Annotated in this window: 15 protein-coding genes; 6 read left to right on the plus strand and 9 right to left on the minus strand. The window is 70.2% G+C overall.

The genetic code is table 11. The annotated features are described in order from the left end of the window. Nucleotides 1–86 precede the first annotated feature (86 nt). Complete coding sequence (locus tag ACFVYE_RS41730) at nucleotides 87–1,184, minus strand: cation diffusion facilitator family transporter (protein ID WP_383968781.1); 1,098 nt, start codon at nucleotides 1,182–1,184, stop codon at nucleotides 87–89. 66 nt (nucleotides 1,185–1,250) lie between these two features. On the opposite strand from ACFVYE_RS41730, the gene ACFVYE_RS41735 reads away from it, so the two are divergent. Then, the gene (locus ACFVYE_RS41735; protein WP_383968778.1) at nucleotides 1,251–1,610 is read left to right on the plus strand and encodes an ArsR/SmtB family transcription factor; all 360 of its coding nucleotides are present in this window, start codon (nucleotides 1,251–1,253) and stop codon (nucleotides 1,608–1,610) included. Nucleotides 1,611–2,001: 391 nt separating this feature from the next. Further along, nucleotides 2,002–3,147, plus strand: coding sequence for a magnesium and cobalt transport protein CorA (locus tag ACFVYE_RS41740; RefSeq protein ID WP_389608689.1), 1,146 nt, complete (start codon nucleotides 2,002–2,004; stop codon nucleotides 3,145–3,147). A gap of 27 nt (nucleotides 3,148–3,174) precedes the next feature. Here ACFVYE_RS41740 and ACFVYE_RS41745 read toward each other — a convergent pair whose 3' ends face one another. Together ACFVYE_RS41745 and ACFVYE_RS41750 are read right to left on the minus strand one after the other, a co-directional pair. Further along, nucleotides 3,175–3,462, minus strand: coding sequence for a hypothetical protein (locus ACFVYE_RS41745; protein ID WP_389608690.1), 288 nt, complete (start codon nucleotides 3,460–3,462; stop codon nucleotides 3,175–3,177). 467 nt (nucleotides 3,463–3,929) lie between these two features. Then, nucleotides 3,930–5,939, minus strand: coding sequence for a hypothetical protein (locus ACFVYE_RS41750; protein WP_389608691.1), 2,010 nt, complete (start codon nucleotides 5,937–5,939; stop codon nucleotides 3,930–3,932). 202 nt (nucleotides 5,940–6,141) lie between these two features. Between ACFVYE_RS41750 and ACFVYE_RS41755 the strand changes: the two genes are divergently transcribed. From ACFVYE_RS41755 to ACFVYE_RS41770, 4 genes are all read left to right on the plus strand, one after another. Beyond that, a complete protein-coding gene (locus ACFVYE_RS41755) occupies nucleotides 6,142–8,961 on the plus strand; it encodes a BTAD domain-containing putative transcriptional regulator (protein WP_383968767.1) in 2,820 nt (939 codons plus the stop codon). A 234-nt stretch (nucleotides 8,962–9,195) separates the two neighbouring features. Next, nucleotides 9,196–10,011 carry a hypothetical protein gene (locus ACFVYE_RS41760; protein WP_389608692.1) on the plus strand — a complete coding sequence of 272 codons (816 nt, stop codon included), beginning with the start codon at nucleotides 9,196–9,198 and terminating at the stop codon, nucleotides 10,009–10,011. Nucleotides 10,012–10,464: 453 nt separating this feature from the next. After that, entirely contained in the window at nucleotides 10,465–11,547 is a 1,083-nt protein-coding gene (gene corA, locus ACFVYE_RS41765) for a magnesium/cobalt transporter CorA (protein ID WP_389608693.1), read from the plus strand. Nucleotides 11,548–11,790: 243 nt separating this feature from the next. Beyond that, nucleotides 11,791–12,531: an SDR family NAD(P)-dependent oxidoreductase gene (locus ACFVYE_RS41770; protein ID WP_383968758.1), complete on the plus strand. Its 741-nt coding sequence runs from the start codon at nucleotides 11,791–11,793 to the stop codon at nucleotides 12,529–12,531. Between the two features lie 63 nt (nucleotides 12,532–12,594). Here ACFVYE_RS41770 and ACFVYE_RS41775 read toward each other — a convergent pair whose 3' ends face one another. The 6 genes from ACFVYE_RS41775 to ACFVYE_RS41800 all read right to left on the minus strand — a co-directional run bounded on the left by ACFVYE_RS41775 (nucleotide 12,595) and on the right by ACFVYE_RS41800 (nucleotide 17,551). After that, a complete protein-coding gene (locus tag ACFVYE_RS41775) occupies nucleotides 12,595–12,792 on the minus strand; it encodes a hypothetical protein (RefSeq protein WP_389608694.1) in 198 nt (65 codons plus the stop codon). Further along, nucleotides 12,789–13,016, minus strand: coding sequence for a GNAT family N-acetyltransferase (locus ACFVYE_RS41780; RefSeq protein WP_383968753.1), 228 nt, complete (start codon nucleotides 13,014–13,016; stop codon nucleotides 12,789–12,791). The genes ACFVYE_RS41775 and ACFVYE_RS41780 overlap by 4 nt, the downstream gene beginning before the upstream one ends. Nucleotides 13,017–13,282: 266 nt before the next feature. Next, nucleotides 13,283–14,101 carry an SDR family NAD(P)-dependent oxidoreductase gene (locus ACFVYE_RS41785; RefSeq protein WP_389608695.1) on the minus strand — a complete coding sequence of 273 codons (819 nt, stop codon included), beginning with the start codon at nucleotides 14,099–14,101 and terminating at the stop codon, nucleotides 13,283–13,285. A 444-nt stretch (nucleotides 14,102–14,545) separates the two neighbouring features. Next, nucleotides 14,546–15,829, minus strand: a complete 1,284-nt coding sequence (locus ACFVYE_RS41790) for an MFS transporter (RefSeq protein ID WP_389608696.1) — start codon at nucleotides 15,827–15,829, stop codon at nucleotides 14,546–14,548. After that, a complete protein-coding gene (locus ACFVYE_RS41795) occupies nucleotides 15,826–16,953 on the minus strand; it encodes a PLP-dependent cysteine synthase family protein (RefSeq protein WP_383968744.1) in 1,128 nt (375 codons plus the stop codon). The genes ACFVYE_RS41790 and ACFVYE_RS41795 overlap by 4 nt, the downstream gene beginning before the upstream one ends. A 127-nt stretch (nucleotides 16,954–17,080) precedes the next feature. Continuing rightward, nucleotides 17,081–17,551 (minus strand): hypothetical protein, encoded by a 471-nt coding sequence (locus tag ACFVYE_RS41800; protein WP_383968741.1) that lies wholly within the window; start codon nucleotides 17,549–17,551, stop codon nucleotides 17,081–17,083. Nucleotides 17,552–17,575: the final 24 nt, after the last annotated feature.

Here is a 17,575-nt window from a genome sequence, read left to right on the forward strand (position 1 = left end):
TCCGACGGTCCGGGGCCGCCCGGTGTGAACACACCGCGCGGCCCCGGACCGTTTCATGGTCCTGGTGCCATGGCAGATCTCCCGGCTCAGGTCCCGTGGTGTGCCAGGACCAGGTGCGGGTCCGGGGCACCCGGCGCCGGAGTCGGGTCGGCATGGACCAGGGCCGCGGTCAGCTTCGGTACGGCGTGCAGCAGGGCGTGCTCGGCCGCCACGGCCACCTGGTGGGCTTCACGCGCATTCAGCTCGCCGTCGACGACGACCGCGACCTCCGCACGCAGCCTGTGGCCGATCCAGCGCAGCCGCAGCTCACCCACCGCCCTTACGCCCGGCACCTGTTCCAGCGCGTGCTCGGCCGCGTCGACGAGGGCGGGATCGACGGCGTCCATCACCCGGCGGCAGACTTCCCTGCAGGCATCGCGCAGCAGCAGCAGAATCGCAGCGGTGATGACCAGACCCACGACCGGGTCGGCAAGCCGCCAGCCGATCGCGGCACCGCCTGCGCCCAACAACACGGCGAGCGAGGTGAATCCGTCGGTTCGGGCGTGCAGTCCGTCGGCGATCAAGGCAGCCGAGCCGATCTCGCGTCCGACTCGGATGCGGTAGCGGGCCACCCACTCATTGCCGATGAAGCCGACCACGGCCGCGGCAGCGACGGCGGGCAGGTGGCTGATCCCCTGCGGGTTCAGCAGCCGGTCGATCGCGGTCCAGGCGGCAAAGAATGCGGAGGCCGCAATGGTCAGCACGATGACGATGCCGGCCAGGTCCTCGGCCCGCCCGTAGCCATAGGTGAAGCGGCGGTTCGCCGCCCGGCGACCCAGGACGAAGGCCACGCCCAGCGGCAGTGCGGTCAGTGCGTCGGCCGCGTTGTGCACGGTGTCGCCGAGCAGAGCCACCGAGCCGGACAGGACGACCACCACAGCCTGTGTCACAGCCGTGACGCCGAGCACCGCCAGAGAAATCCATAGCGCCCGCATGCCCCGCGCGGAGGACTCCAGGGCACGGTCGACCTTGTCGGCGGACTCGTGCGAGTGCGGTTTCACCAGGTGGCCGAGCCGATGCCGCCATCGCGCCCGGCGGCCGGTGCCACCGTGCCCATGCACATGCCCGCGATCCCGCCCGTGGTCATGGTCGCGAATGTGCCGGTACTCGTGCGGGTGGTGGGTGTGTCCAGGCTGCTCGCTCACGGTCCGGCCTTTCGACGCGGGACAGGGATGTGGACACCACAGGGCGCCCCGACCCATTATGTGCATATGAGCGCACGCACGCACCTATCACCTGCACACGGTACGCACCCGCAAGATCCAGGCGCCGAACAGCTCACCCACGCCGCCGCGGTCCTGGGCCTCCTCTCCGACCGCACCCGGCTCGCACTGGTGCACACCCTCGGCAAAGGTGAAGCGGATGTCACCACACTGACGGCAGCCTGCGCAGCCGCTCGTCCGGCGGTCAGTCAGCACTTGGCCAAGCTGCGGCTGGCGGGGCTCGTGTCCGTACGCAAGGAGGGTCGGCGCATGATTTACGGCCTGCCCGACGGGCACTTGCGACGCGTGGTCGACGAAGTCCTGAGCCTCGCCGACCACCACCTCAGCGGCGCCGCCGTGCACGACTGAGCAGTGGGCCTCTGCGAGGGGTGGAGGCGGCGCCACAGCAGACGGTTGAGGCCGGCGACGTACAGGCTCGTCACCACCACCCCGGCCGGCAGCGTCGGGCCGACCGCGGCCCCGGTCGCACCAGGAGCAGGCGGTTCGCCCCGGCAGGCGCACCCCATGGCACCGTTTTCATCGGTCCGGAGAGTTCGCCCGGCAAGGTATAGCCTGCTCACCGGCCCCGTCCCGTGCGTACAGAAAGGCAGGTGAGATCCACGATGTGTGGTGAACCTCCCAGTCGCACGCCGCGGGACGCTGCCACGACCGGACCCTAGCCGGATCCGAAGGCGACGTCTGCGGCGTGCCCTCGCCCATCCCTACGCCTTCTACTTCCTGCCTGCGGAAGGACTCCGTCATGTCCGAGCGTCGTCTGCGTGCACTGCGCGCGTTCAAGAAGCCGGCCAAGCGCCCGGCCGGGCCCCGCCCCGCTGATGAGCAGCCCGGCACGGCTGCATCGGCCGAGCAGCAGCCGCCCCGTGAAACCAGCGTCATCACTGCCGCGCTGTATCACGACGGCCACCGAACCAGCACCCATGACTCACTCGCCGAGACCTTCCAGAAGCTCCGCGAGGCGGACGGCGGCATGGCGTGGATCGGCCTGCACCGGCCGACCGAGGCCGAGCTGCTGTCCGTTGCGGGCGAGTTCGACCTGCATCCGCTCGCGGTCGAGGACGCGTTGGAGGCGCACCAGCGCCCCAAGCTGGAACGTTACGGCGACACCCTGTTCGTGGTGCTGCGCGCCGCCCGCTACCTGGATGACGCCGAAGAGGTCGATTTCGGCGAGCTGCACGTCTTCGTCGGACCCGACTTCGTGATCACCGTGCGCCACGGGGCCGCACCGGATCTGGCAGCGGTCCGGCGTCGCATGGAAGCCACCCCGGATCTGCTCAAGCGCGGCCCCGAGGCTGTGCTGTACGCGATCCTCGATGCGGTCGTCGACGGTTACGCACCCGTGGTCGCCGGCGTGGAGAACGACGTCGACGAGATCGAGACCGAGGTCTTCAGCGGCGACCCGAAGGTGTCCCGCCGTATCTATGAGCTCTCCCGGGAAGTGGTGGAGTTCGCACGCGCGACCCGTCCCCTGACGAGAATCCTGGAAGGGCTGAGCGCCGGATTCGAGAAGTACGGAATCGACGAGGAACTGCGCAGGTACTTGCGCGATGTGGCCGACCACTCCACCCATGTCACCGAACGCGTCGACGGTTTCCGCCTGGCGCTGCAGGACATCCTCGCGGTCAATGCCACGCTGGTCAACCAGCAGCAGAACGAGGAGATGAAGCAGCTGGCGCAGGCCGGCCACGCACAGAACGAGGAGATCAAGAAGATCTCGTCATGGGCGGCCATTCTGTTCGCACCCACACTGGTGGGGACCATCTACGGAATGAACTTCGACGCGATGCCGGAGCTGAACTGGACCTTTGGCTATCCGTTCGCAATTCTGCTGATGGCAACGGTGTGCACGAGCCTGTACTTCATCTTCAAGCGGCGGGACTGGCTGTAGACGGTGAGGCGGATCCATTGACTGACTTCACAGTCGTGAACATCGCCGAGGGGTCATTTCGAGGCCCTGGGGAGAATCTGGGGAGAATGCGCGGTGCCGGGGAGCGGGCGATCGCCTCCTCCACCTGCTGTTCCGCGTCTCGCGCAGCGAGAGGCGTTCGTCGTCGCGCAGGCGCAGGACGGTGGCGAGCATGTCCTCGTCGGAGACCTTGACGCCGCCGATCGCCTTGCCCTTCGTGCGTGCGGTCTCCTGGTCTTCGAGGGCGTCGACCGGGGACTCGGCGAACGCGGTGAAGGCCGAGCTGGGCTTCCCCATCCCGACAACTCGCCTCACCGCCGGCTGACGTCCGGGCCGGGCCCCGCCCCGGACGGATCGGAGCACCATGACCGGCAACAACCGGCGACCGGCGGGCCCTTCAAACGCGGGTTGCGCAGCAGTGAGCGGCGTGCATCGTGAGGTTGTCGGCACCGGGGCCGTCCTTCCCCCGTGGGACGACGCAGGGGCCGACTGCTGCCCGGGACTATTCCACTCGCCGACCCCATCACGACGTCATGTCCCGCGGTGGTCCGGCCCGTTGCCAGGGACTGTGCCACATGGCCGGTTCCAAGTAGTCCTGTTCGCACAGGGGGACGCCGGCCGCGGCCCGCTCAGCAACGGATCAGCCCGGAGCCCCGGTCGGTGATGGGGCCATCGGCGTAGTGCCACCGCCTTGAGGCAATGACGGATGGTGAGGTGGATCCCCGTCCGCCCCCGGCGAGTCGACGGGGGCGGACCGGCGGGGACTACTCCTCCGAGTCGCTCGACTCCTCCTGGCTTTCGCCGATGCTCACGGCTGCCGACTGGTTGAGCAGGGCGGGGCTGTCGTTCTCGTGGTCGTCGGCTCCGTCTTCGCTCTCGGCCGGCTCTTCGGCCGCGCGGTCGTCCGACTCCTGGTCGCCCTCCTCGCCGGAATCGGAGACCTCAAGGGTCCGGTCGTCGCTGTCGTGCGACTCCTCCGGCTTCTCCGGTGCCTGCCCGTCGGAGGACTGGTCCGCCGGGTCGGGGGCCGACTCCTTGGCCTCATCCGGCTGTTGGGCATCACGGGAGTCGTCCGGGGTCTGCTCGCCGACCGTCTGATCCGGCGAGTGCGGCACGGGCTGCTGCGACTCCTGTGGGTCCTGCACACCGGTCTCGGGCTCCTCCGACTCGTCCTGCTGCCCGGACGGCTGCCCGGCTTCCGGCTCTGCCGCAGGCGCGTCCTCTTCCGTGACCGGGACAGCGTCCTGCTCCTGCGGGCGGGAATCGTCCGTGACCGGGACAGCGTCCTGCTCCTGCGGGCGGGAATCGTCCGTGACCGGTTCGTCGTGCTCGTCGCCATCAGCGACCGGCGTCGTCTGCGGATCGCCCGGGTCGGGGACGTCCGCCTCGGGTTCGGTGGCCGGGACTTCCGACTGCGGGTCGGCGAGCGGCTCTTCCGACGGGGACTCCTCGACCCGGCGGTCGTCGTCATCATGGTCCTCGACAACGATGACCGGGTCGCCGCTCGGGTCCGCGCCCTCGTCGGCGGAAGGGTTGTCGGGGTCGGTCTGGCTGCCCGTGTTGTTCGGGTCCGAGCCTTTGTCCGCGGTGTCCGGATCCGGGTCGCTGTCAGAGGCGCTGTCAGGGTCGTTCGGGTTGCCGTTGCCACCCGGGTCGTTGTCGCTCCACGGGGAGGGGCCCCCGCCCGGGAAGAACGGGGCCGGGAACGGGCCGGGGAAGGGGACCGGGGGCACAGGGAACGGCACCGGGCCACCGACAGGGCCGGAGCCAGGGGCCGGGCCGTCGTCACCGACCGGGTTGCCGGAGTCGACCGCGGTCTCCGGCTCGCCCGTATCCGTGCACGCGTAGTAGATATTGCCGAAGTTGATGCCGCCGCCCGCCGTATTGTTGCAACGGCTCCGAGGCGGGCAGTTCTGGCCGTGTGTGTCGCAGCCGCGGGCAGAGTCGTCCGCACCGTCATTCTCCGGTGCCCGAGGGTCATCGCCGCAGCGGAAGTTCACTCCGGGCCGTGCGTCGTTCGGGCGACCGTTGAAACGGTTCGAGACGAACACCCCGCCGGAGCCGTTCTGGTTGACCTCGCCGACGTCGAGGTCGCCGGTGCAGTCCTCCGGAACCCTCCCGTCGTTCGTGGAGTCGAACCGGCCGGGCCCGCAGTCGAGCCGGTTCGAGTAATTGATGCCGCCGCCCGCCGTGTTGATGCATTCGACGTCGACGTCCCGGCAGCCGTCGCCGATGAGGATGTCACCCACGCCATTGTGCGTGACGCAGTCGATGTCGATCCGCTGCCTGCCATCGGGGTTTGAGATGCAGATGTCGCCGGTTCCGTTGTGCGTGACGTGCCCTGCAGAGTCCGTGATCACGAGGTCGCCGTCCTCGTTGCACGTGATGTCGGGCATTTCCTTGGCCCGCTTCGCCGGGTTCTCGTCCGTCACCCGATTCAATTCCTCATGAGCCTGGCGGGCCGGATCCGGCGAGTCCTCCGGCAGTGGCCGCTTCTTTGCGTCACGGATCTCGTCGGCCATCGTGACACCGGGCGCCTTGGCGGGGGCGGGGGCCTCCCTGCCGTCCGCCTTCTTGCTCTCCCGGATTGCGTCAGCGAGGCCGGTGGGCGGGGCAGTCGGATCGTCCGTCTGGTCAATTCTCCTGTCCTGGCGGATTGTCGCGGCGAAATCCCCGTCGACCGCGCGGGCACCGGAGGTGCCGACGACGAGGATCGCGCCGACCGGCAGGGCGGCGAGTACAAAGGCACGTCGAAGGTGTCGTCGTGTGTTCATCGGTGCACGCACGCTTTCTCTCGGCCCACGGCGCGTGGGAGCAGTGGCGTGACGCAGCCTCACACCCTGTGATCCGCGGCAGATCGCAAGAAGGTCGCAAGAGAACCGCAGAAGAACGAAGAGGGATCCTGATCGATCGTGACGATCGGGTATCGTGCCCGTTCCTTGCAGACCTCAGCCGGGGGGGCGGATGCCGGGCCACATGGGCGACGACCTGACCTACGCCCTGCTCGGACCGGTGCGGGCCTGGCGGGCCGGAGCCCCGCTCGCTGTCGGACCGCCCCGGCAGCAGGCCGTACTGGCCGCCCTCCTGCTGCACTCGGGCCGCCCCGTGCCGCTCGACCAACTGCTGCACGCGCTCTGGGGCGAGGAGCTGCCGGCCTCGGCCGTCCGCACGCTGCGGACGTACGTGTGGCGGCTGCGCACCCTTCTCCAAGGGCCCGGCGGCGCGCAACCGATCGTCTCGTACGGCGGGGGCTACGCGCTCGAACTTGCCCCCGGTGCCGTCGATTTGGCGGTGTTCGAGGAGGCGGTGCGCTCTGCGGCGGCCGACTCGCCGGATGGGGCCGACGCGGCGCTGGCCCGGGCGCTCGCCCTGCCGTGCGGCACCCCGCTGGCGGGCGTGCCCGGACCGTACGCAGCGGCACAGCGCGACCGGCTCGGCGAGCTGATCGTGGCCGCCGAACAACAGCATGCGGAGGCCGGGCTTGCGCTGGGCCGGCACGTCGAGCTGGTGCCCGTACTCGCCGAGCTGGCCGGGCGGCATCCGCTTCGGGAACGGCCCCGGGAGCTGCTGATGCTGGCGCTGTACCGGAGTGGCCGACAGGCAGAGGCGATCGAGGCGTTTCTGGAGGGGCAGCGGCGGCTCGCGGAGGAGCTGGGGGTGCGGCCGGGGCCCGGGCTGCGTGAGCTGTACGAGCGGGTCCTGCGCGCCGATCCCAACCTGCACCCGGATCCGCCCACGGAACCGCCACCCTTCGTGGAGCCTGCGGCAGCCGTCCCGGCGCCCGCGGGCCCCGAGCCGGCCGCGCAGCAGGGCAACGGGCCGCAGCTACTGCCGCGCGCGCTGCGGGAGTTCGTGGCCCGCCCCGCCGAGCTGGCGGCCCTGTCGGAACTGCCGGACGCCGAGGACGCTCGGCTCGCGATTGTGACGGGGCCCGCCGGCGGCGGGAAGACCTCGCTTGTTGTGCGCTGGGCGCACGCGGTGACCGGGCAGTTCCCCGGCGGGCAGCTCTACGGCGACCTGCAGGGCTTCAGCCCGCATGGGCCCGCCGACCCGGGCGATGTGCTGCACGGCTTCCTGCGCGCGCTGGGCCTGCCCGGTGACCGGATACCCGCCGATCCGGACGAACGGGCGGGGCTGTACCGCGCGCAGGTGCATGACCGGCGGCTGCTGGTGATCCTGGACAACGCAGCCGGGCCCGATGCCGTGCTGCCGTTCCTGCCCGCGAGCGGACCGTGCCTGACCGTCGTGTGCAGTCGGAGCGGGCTGAACGAGCTGGTCGTCCGCGAAGAGGCGAGGGTGGTGCCCGTCGGGTCCTTCACGGCGAGCGCCGCGCACGAGCTGCTGCGGCTGCGGCTGGGTGACCGGCGGGCGCTGGCCGACCCGCGGGCCGCCCGGCGCCTGGCCGAGCTGTGCGACCACCTGCCGCTCGCGCTCGCCATCGCGGTCGCCCGGCTCGCGGCCCGCCCTGCCTGGTCGGTGGCCGATCTGGTCGGTGAACTCGCCGATGAGCAGGCGCGGCTGGGTGCCCTGGGCGTCGGCGGGCAGCTGAGTGTCGACCGGGAGCTGGGGTTGAGTCGGCGCCGTTTGGCGCCGGATGCGACCAGGCTGCTGCCACTGCTCGCGCTGCATCCAGGGGCCGACGTGGACGCCTATGGGGCAGCCGCGCTGCTCGGTGCATCGTACGGGGAGGCCCGGAGCGCGCTCGCGGAGCTGGCGACGCTGCACCTGCTGGCCGAGGACCGGCCGGGCCGCTTTCTGGCGCACGACCTGGTACGGCTCTACTGCCGGCGGCTGCTGTCGGACGAACTCCCCGCGCATGCCCAGCAGGAGGCGACGGCCAGGCTGCTCGACCACTATCTGGCGGCGACGGCTGCGGCGGTGTCGCAGGCGCGCCCCCGGCACCGGTCGCACTGGCCGGAGCAGGAACCGGCGGGCGGGGTACCGGCGTTCAGAGATCCGGCGGCCGCGCTGGACTGGTTCCGGCGGGAGGAGCCGGCGCTGCGCGCGCTCGTGCAAGGGGCTCCGGACCGGGGGCTGCAGGATGCGGGCTGCCGCCTGGTGGAGAACGCGGGGTTCCTCTACAACGACGCCGGGCTGTTCCGTCCCTGGGAGCAGGTGGCCGAGCGCTGCCTGGCCGCAGTGGAGGCCGCGGGCGCGGCCGGGCAGTGGCCGCATCTGTACTCCAACCACAGCCTGGCGCTGGCCTGGCAGGGGCGTTTCGACGAGGCGCTGCGACAGTCCGAGCGGGCCTGGCGGCTGGCGGATCCGGCCGGAGAGCCGCTGCTGCGGCACCGCTATCGCGCGCTGCGCTCGTCGGTGCTGGCGGACATCGGGCGGATTGAGGACGCCCTCGCCGAGAAGATCGAGATCGTGGCGGCGGCGCGTGAGCTGGGTGACCATCGGGTGCTGGCACAGGCGTTGAACAACATCGCCAACAACTGGCTGGACCTCCAACGGCCCGACGAGGCGTTGGCCGCCATCGAGGAGTCGCTGGCTCTGCTGGTCGGCCGGACAGGCGACCCGTACCTGCTGCTGTTCACGAAAACGTACGCACAGACGCTGCACGCGCTGGGCCGGTCCGGGGATGCGCTGGAGCAGATGGAGCGCCTGCTCGCCCTGGGCCGGGCGCAGGGCAACGGGCATGTGGACTTCGACTACGCGGAGTTCACCGGCGAGATCCTCTTCTCGCAAGGCCGGACAGAAGAGGCCCAAAGACGCTGGCGGCGTGCCCTGGAGCTGGCTACGGAGCAGGGCCGCCCTGTGGAGCGCTTGCAGGACAGGCTCGCGGAGGGGTAGTGATCCAGCCGGACTTCGTGATCACATAGCGCCCGCGATTTCGTGAGCACTGTCGGTTGATCAGCAGCACTCGGTGACCAAGGCCACCTCTCGATGAACAGCATTCCAGGCCCCTAGAATTCGAGCATTGGAGCGGCCTGGGGGTGGGGTGAATCGGCGGGGATGACCAGGACACCAGCACGATGGGCACGGGCATGGCGCAAATGGCGACGGCGTCGCCCACGAATCGGTGCCGTGACGACCACGAGCGCGAAGCCCTGGGCCCGCTCCGAGCAGCTCGGTCAGTGCCCGGTACCGCCCAAGGACCAGCAGTGGGTCGAGAGGTGGATGAGGTGGTGCGTAAAGGAGTTCGGGCCTGAGGTGGTGAAGCGCGAGATTGCGCTTCCGGTCTCGGACTTCTTCCCTCCGGGCTTCGTCGGCGCCCCGGATCAGGTCGGGGAGATGGTCGGGCGCGTCTGCACAGTGATGGGGGTCGACCCTGATGCGGTCGGCGTGCAGTACTTCGAGAGCCCCGAAGAGGAATCCCGCGCCCTGCGGAGCAACCGTGGCAGGCATCGGACAGTCGGCAGGTACCGCAAGGTCGACGGCCACGCGGTGATCGAGCTTGACCTCCGCGAGGCCGAGAACCCAGCTGTACTCGCGGCCATCGTCGCCCACGAGCTCGGGCACGTCCGTCTGCTCGGTGAGGATCGCATCCAAGGCATCGAGGTTGACCACGAGAGGCTGACCGACCTGGTGACGGTCTTCCTCGGCATGGGCGTCTTCACCGCCAACGCGGCCTACCGCTTCACCAAGTCGGTACAGGGGTTCTCTGTCCTCCCGCTGGGCGACCTCACCGAGCGGATGCTCACTGGAACCGCCCTCGACCCCACCCACCACCTCGGCTACCTTACTGAGCGTCAGTTCGGCTACGCCCTGGCCTGCTACTGCCTGCTTCGGGGCGAAACGGATCCGCTCTGGTCTCGTCACCTGGAACCCGGCGCCCGCGCTGCGCTCAAGCAAGGGCTGCAGTACTTCGCGGATCGTCCGCCTGCGACCCAGCACCGCTGAACGGCGCAGCTTTCGTGCCGAAGGGCCGCAGAGGCGTGGTGCGACAGGCGGCCACTCGCCTGTTCTCGTCGTACGTCCAGAACTGTTCGCTGCCGTCGGCATCGATCCGGTGAGCGGGTTCACCCTCGGTGGTCCGGGCGAACCGAGTGACAGCTCCCAGGGCGTCGGCTGTCGAGGCCGGCGCCGACTGAATCCAGCGCCCCCGCGTCAGTGCCCGGTCGCCGGACGGGGCCGCACTCACAACGTGGGCCGCGTCCGCTCGTTCGAGCGCGAGCTCCTCGAAGTACGCCGTGCTTGAGGTGGAATCGCCTCGTCAGCGGCCAGGACCTGGGGCGGGCTTCCGAACGCCCTCGTCGAAAACGCTCCGGTCGTACGCCCGCCCCTCCTCTTCCCAGGTTCACAAGGGCCGGTGGCACACTGGCGACCTGCTGTCCGAAGGAGCTCGATGTGCCGATGATCCGCAATCTCCGACGTGCGGTGCGCCGCGCCTACCGCCGGAAGGTCGACCTGAGCCACCCGGCCCGCTCTCCGCTGGGCAGCACGGTGGTCAACTGCGTGATCTACGAAGACGGCGTACGGCAGCCCGATACCCGCCCGACGGACGAAGCTCTGCGGCGGGTCCGCAAGTCCGGCCGCGGCTTTGTATGGATCGGGCTGCACGAGCCCTCCGGGACAGAATTCGCGGGTATCGCCGAGCTGTTCGGCCTGCATCCACTTGCAGTCGAGGATTCGGTGCACGCCCATCAGCGGCCAAAGGTGGAACGGTACGACGAGACGCTGTTCGCCGTCTTCAAGACCTGCCGCTATGTCGAGCACGAGGAGCTCACCGCCACCAGCGAGGTGGTGGACACCGGAGAACTCATGATTTTCACCGGCGCCGACTTCGTGATCACCGTCCGGCACGGCCCGCACGGTTCACTCGGTCCGCTCCGCGAGGCGTTGGAGGCCGACCCCGCGCAGCTGGCCAAGGGGCCCGCAGCCGTACTGCACGCCATAGCCGACCAGGTGGTCGACGACTACCTGGCCGTGGCGGACTCGATGCAGATCGACATCGACGCCGTCGAGAGCGACGTCTTCAGTGGGCAAGCGGGCCGTGGTGACGCGAGCCGGATCTACCAGCTCAAGCGCGAACTGCTGGAGCTCAAGCGTGCGGTGGCACCACTCGACCGGCCGCTGCAGGCCTTGGTCACCCGGCCGATGCCGCCGGTCGGCCCGGACATCCAGCCGTACTTCCGTGACGTCGCCGACCACCTGGCCCGCGTCACCGAACAGATCACGTCGTTCGACGCCCTGCTCGATTCAATCCTCCAGGCCCACCTCGCCCAGGTGACCGTCGCCCAGAACGAGGACATGCGCAAGATCACGGCATGGGCGGCGATCATCGCCGTACCGACGATGGTCTGCGGCGTCTACGGCATGAACTTCGACCACATGCCGGAGCTGCGCTGGACCTACGGATATCCCCTCGCCCTGGGAGTCATGGCCACCGCCTGCCTCGTCATCCACCGAAGCTTCCGCCGTGCCGGCTGGCTCTGACCAGCGTCCCTGCGGGCCGGCTCCGGCCATGCGGCAGCACCTCGCGCGGGAGGGCTGCACTCTCAGCGGCATCTCCCAAGGCCGGATTCCTTGAACACCGATGTGACCGGGCGCTCTGGTCGGCCCGTCCGCCCGACCAGGGCCTCGGTTACGCAGGGCTGCGTCGATGGCGCGGGCGCGGCGTGGGGTGGCGATGGCCACGACCCGACATCTCCGCCGGAGACCGTGGCAGGATCCGTCGGCATGAGGATTGAACAAGCGGACAGGCCCGTCGCCCTGGTCAGCGGGTCCACGTCGGGGATCGGGGAGGCCGTTGCGCGGAGGCTGGCGGCGGACGGGATGCGGGTCGTCGTGCACTCGCGGCGCAGTGCGGAGGCCGGGGAGGCGCTGGCGACGGAGCTCGGCGGGGCGTACGTACGGGCGGATCTGGCGGTGGAGGAGGAAGCCCGGGGGCTGGTCGAGGCAGCACTCGGCCGGTTCGGGCGACTGGACGTGCTGGTGAACAACGCGGGCATCAGCTGGCCGATCCCGCACGACGACTTGGCCGCTGCGACGCCGGCGGACTGGCGGCAGCTGCTGGAAGTCAACCTGATCGCACCGTGGGTGCTGTGCACGGCGGCACTTCCGGCGCTGCGCCGGTCCCCCGCAGGCGGCAGCATCGTGAACATCACCAGCCATGCCGGGGTGCGCCCCAAGGGCTCGTCGGTGCCGTACGCAGCGAGCAAGGCCGCGCTGAATCACGTGACCCGGCTGCTCGCGGCTGCGCTCGGGCCGGATGTGCGGGTCAACGCGGTCGCTCCGGGGCTGGTGGACACGCCGATGACGAAGGACTGGGCTCAGGCGCACGAGTTGTGGCGGGACCGCGCGCCCATGCGCCGCCCGGCTCAGCCCGCCGACGTGGCCGACCTGGTGGCATCGGTGATCGCCAGCACCTATCTCACCGGCGAGGTCATCGTGCTCGACGGAGGACTGAACCTGACCTGATCCGAGCCGGCCGGAGGGCTGCGCCACGGCCGGCGAACCACCCTGCCTGGCCGACTACCGCGGTCAGGACGACAGGCCAGAGCTCTCGGTCACAGCCGAATGAGCAGTCTCGCGGACAAGGCGCTCGGACAACTGCTGGGGCGCTGTTGCCCCGCACCGCAGCATCCTTCGCCCCATGGACGAGCAGGCGCCGGTGTCCAGCAGGCGGCCGTCGAGGACCGGCACGGTGACGAGGGGGCGGGCGTTCCTGGATCCGCTCATGCGTGGATGCCCGCCTTCTGGAGTCGCGACGCGGTGGTCTCCCTGGTGGCGTAGTGGACGTACTCGCGCTCCAGCCGGAATCCGGAGGTCCAGGCCAGGAGGCGGCTGGGGCGATTGCCGCGGGAGCAGGACCAGCTCGCGATGCGTCCGCGGGCCGCGATGTCCGCGCAGAGGCCGGCGACGCAGGCGTGGGCCAGGTACCGGCGACGGCGCGGTCCGCCCACCAGTGCCCGGAGCCGGAGCGCAGAACGTGTTCGGCCAGAGCTGCGGGGCCCGGTGCCCCGGCGGGGAACCACCGGGCGAGGGCGGGAAGAATGTTCGTCTGAAGCTGGATCTGGATCATGGGAGAGACCACCTGATTCGGGTGCGGGGCGGCCCTGACGGTGCCGCCCCGCACAGGGTTCAGCTCTGGCCGGCCTTGCTGCCGTGGTTGGCCTTCTTCTTGCGGCGGGCCTTCTTCCTGCGTGCGCGCTTGGACATGCGTGCTCCTTCAGGTGTTCTGACCGACGAGCAGGGAGGCGAGCTTGTTCAGTCGCTCGACGGTGCGCGCCTCGGTGGCGGCCGGGGCCGGCTCGACGCACTGATCCCGGTCGTAGTAGGCACCGTTGACGATCCCTGTCGCCGGGTCGCACAGCCGCACAACATGTGCGGCGCCCTCGGCGGCCGTAGCCCCCTTGAGGGAGTACAGCGGCAACAGAGCGGTGTCGCAGATACCGGGGTGGACGGAGACCGCGGTCACGCGCGGGTCGGCGGCGAAGACCGTGAGAGCCAGCTGCGACTGGGCGTACGCGACGAGGCGGGAGTAGTTACGGGAGCGGTTCGGGTCGCTCCACCGGACCGAGGCGGTGCGGTGGAGCGAGGACGAGATGCTCACGACCCGGCCGCCGATTGCGCGAGTGAGGGCGGGCTCCAGCAGATGGGTGAGCAGGTAGTGGGCGAGGAAGTTGACCTGGAACGTGATCTCGTTGCGGTCCGCGGTGACGGTGTGCCGCTCGGGGGCGGCCATGGCCGCGTTGTTGACCAGAACGTCCAGGATCGGGTGCTCCTCGGCCACCCGGCGAGCGAGTTGTTCGACCTCCTCGAGACGGGTGAAGTCGGCGGCGAACGAGCAGAGGAGTCCACTGTCGATGCCGGCAGCGGCGGCAAGCTCGTCGGACACCGCCCGCGCCTCTTCGGCGGTACGGCCGTGGACGAGGACGGTGGCACCGCGCTCGGCCAACTGGCGCGCGGTCTCCCGACCGATGCCGGAGGTGGCTCCGGTGACCAGCACGGTCCGTCCGGAAAGGGAGGGCTGGGAGGAAGAAGACATGATCAATTCCTGGAAACGGGCACGGCCGCGCAGCTCTCTCCCTGTTCGGGCAGGGGAAGTGCGTCGGCCTTGCGGAGGATGGTGGTGCGTGGGGTCGGCCCGCGTGCAGAGGAGCGGCCGCCGTCAGGCGTTCAGAGCGAGTACCTCAACGCACCGGCAGGTGAGCAGCGCGCAGGACAGGCGGCACCGTATGCGGCGGCCGGTCGTCATGGCGCAGACTGCTGTTCACATGGTTCATCCAACTCGCCTGCCCATGAAGACTTCAAGAGGGCCGGTCCGTCCTTGACACCCCTCTGACGAGCGGGCCGGCCCGGGTCGGACCACGGAGACGACCGGGACGATCGACTTGATGCCGAGGAACGGCAGGACCACGTCAAAGCCGCTTCCCGGTGAGCGCGGTTTTCCCGGTGAGCTGAGCAGGCCATCGCGCCGGACGGCATTGCCTCACCGCTGCGGAACCGGTTCCCCCGCCCGGCCGACCCGGAGAGGCCCGAGTCTCCCGGTGCGTGTCAAGCCGGCGATCGCTGCGGCGCACACGACGCCCACGACGCACAACACGAGCCAGGGCAGACGCGGTTGCTCGATGGAGGCATCCCACACGGCGCCCGTCGCGAGGTTCCCGACGGTGACCCCGACGCCCGAGATGGTGTTGTACAGGCCGTAGTGGGTGGCGACCAGCCGCTCGCCGGAGAACGCGACGACGGTGTCCATCTCGAAGGGATACACCAGGGCCGTACCGAGGGAGAGCAGGGCGGCCGCAAGGAACAGCGGCGCCAGGGCCACCGCCCGGATCAGCAGTCCCTCGCCCCGGGGCGGTGCACCTGCGACAAGGAGCGGTGCGAAGGCGCCGCCCATCAGCGTCAAGCCGTACACGACGGACCGGCCCGGAGACCAACGCGCCCGCGCCCAGGCATTGATGCGCAGCTGTCCGGCCGCGGCAACGCCCGCCGATACGGCGAAGAGCGCCGTGGTGACGCCGTCCCCGCTCCCCGGGGCCACCCGCTGCGCCTGCAACGGCAGCGCCAGGTAGACCTGGAAGGACAGGACGTACGAGCCGATCATTGCTGCGGAAAAGAGCAGGAAGGGGCGGTTGGACACCACAGTGCGCCACTCGGCGAGCACTCCTTGGCGCCGCTCCTTCGCAGCCGGCGGGCGCCCGCGGTCGGGCAGGACCTTGACCTGTACGAGGGTGAGTCCGAGGAAGAGCAGTGCCGCCACCGCGCACACCAGCCGGAAATTCAGTGCGATCAGAGCAAGACCGATCAAGGGGCCGGCGAACATGCCCACTTGGTAGAAGACGTTGAACAGCGCGAACGCCTCCACCCGTCGCTCCCCCGCTTCCCCTGCGAGCAAGGCCCGCACAGCCGGGTTGAACAACGCCCCCGCGAAGCCTGTCAGCGCCGACGCGACGATCAGCGCGGGCAGCGAGTCGACGAAGCCGAGCAGTCCGAAGCCGACGGTCCGCAGCACACATCCGGCGATGATCACGCTCTTGCAGCCCAGCCGGTCCGCGAGCGTGCCGCCGATGAGGAACATGCCTTGTTGGCTGAAGTTCCTTACGCCGAGCACGAGTCCGACCGCCCAGGCTGCCATGCCCAGGCCACCCGAGAGGTGGATCGCAAGGTAGGGCATGAGCATGTAGAACGCCGTATTGATGGTGAACTGCTGGACCATCAGCAGCCGTACGGCACCGTCGAAGGAGCGGAACTGCCGGGCGAGCTCCCTCATCGTGTGGCCTCCCCGTCGGCGCGGGGCGCGGTGATGTTCACACAGCGCGTCCAGCGCTCCACGACGCGCTCGCCGGGATGGGCGATCTCATCGGGGTCATCAGCGGGCCGGCGTGAGAGGAGGTCGTGCGTGCGGCAGTAGTCGTCGCTGTAGACCGTGTCCCAGTAGCGGTGGACTCCATCGGGGAAGATCGCCGCGATGCGGGTACCCGGGGGGTTGGTGCGGGCGAGCCAGCCGGCCACCAGCGCAACGGCGCCGACGCTCCAGCCACCACTCGCACAGTGGTGCCTCGCCAGCTGTCGGGCCGCCCGGACCGCCTCGTCCGGTGCGACCCAATGGGCCTCGTCGAAGGCGGCGTGGTCGACGTTGCGCGGGTAGATGCTGCTGCCCAGACCCCGCATCAGGCGGACGCCGGCGGGCTGGCCGAAGATGGTGGAGCGCACCGAGTCGACGCCGACCAGCCGCACGCCCGGCGAGATCGCGCGCAGGGCACGGGCGGTCCCGGCCGAGTGCCCGCCCGTCCCGACGGCGGCCACCAGCACGTCCACCCGGCCGAGCTGTACGACGAGTTCGAGGGCAAGGTTCGCGTACGCCGCCGGGTTGTCCGGGTTGTGGTACTGGTCGGGGCACCAGGAGCCCGGATGCGCGTCGAGCAGAGAGCGGACGCGGTCCCTGCGCGCCTGCTGCCAGCCGCCGGCCGGACTCGGTTCTGCCACCACCTCCACCCGGGCGCCGAGGGCGCGGAGCCGGTGGACCATGAGCGGTTCCATGCCGGGGTCGGTGACCAGAGTGACCGGATGGCCGTAGGTGATGCCCGCGAGCGCGAGACCGAGTCCGAGCGTCCCGCTGGTGGACTCGATGACAGGGGCTTCGGGCCTGAGCTCTCCACGGGCCCGGGCAGCCGCAACCATGTGAAGGGCCGGGCGGTCCTTGATGCCGCCGGGATTGGCGCCCTCCAACTTGGCCCAGAAGCCTCGGCCTGCGGGAGTGAAAGGGCTTCCGACCCAGAGGACCGGGGTGTTGCCCACCATGCCGGCGGGGGTGCGGCGGGGCGCACCTGCCGGTTCGGGGAGTTCGTGTGCCGCCACGAAGGCGTGCACGTCGTCGGTGGAAATGCTGCGCATGGCAGCGGTCATGGCGACCTGGTCTTTCCACGGCCGCGAACCGGGTCGGGGCCGTCGCGTGAGAGCGGTACGGGTACGGGCGGCTCGTGCGGGCGGTCGCGGGAGCGGCCGGGCGCACCGAGCCGTGTCACGTACGGCTGACACAGACCAGTTGCAGCAGAGGGAGTCCCGTGGGGCATGGCGTCCTGTCGGCTGCGAGACCGACGGGACGGCGCCGCGACAGACTCGCGAGGCCCGCCTCCATGAGTCCCCACGCCGCCAGGGTGTTCAGCAGCGCTGCCAGGAGGGGGAGCCCGGAGCGCGTCGGCACCTCGACCAGGAGCACCGCCGAATCACAGCCTCCGCCGGGAGTCGCTGGATGATGCCCGGTCTCGGACACGTCGCTGTCGGTGGTCTCCGCCGTGTCCGACACGGGCCCCGTGTCCCGCGCATGGGGGTCGGCTGCGGGCGGCGGACCGCTGAGGAGTGACACGTGGTGTCCGTCCTGCGCCTGCACACCACATGTCAGCACGTGGGCCACGGCGGCGATCGCCAGGCTCAGGAGCAGAGTGATGACGAGGCGGCGAACACCCGGCCCCGGGACAACAACGGACGGCACGCCCCGACCGTATCGCCGAACAGG

It is taken from the genome of Streptomyces sp. NPDC058239 (assembly GCF_042882185.1).
GTDB lineage: Bacteria > Actinomycetota > Actinomycetes > Streptomycetales > Streptomycetaceae > Streptomyces.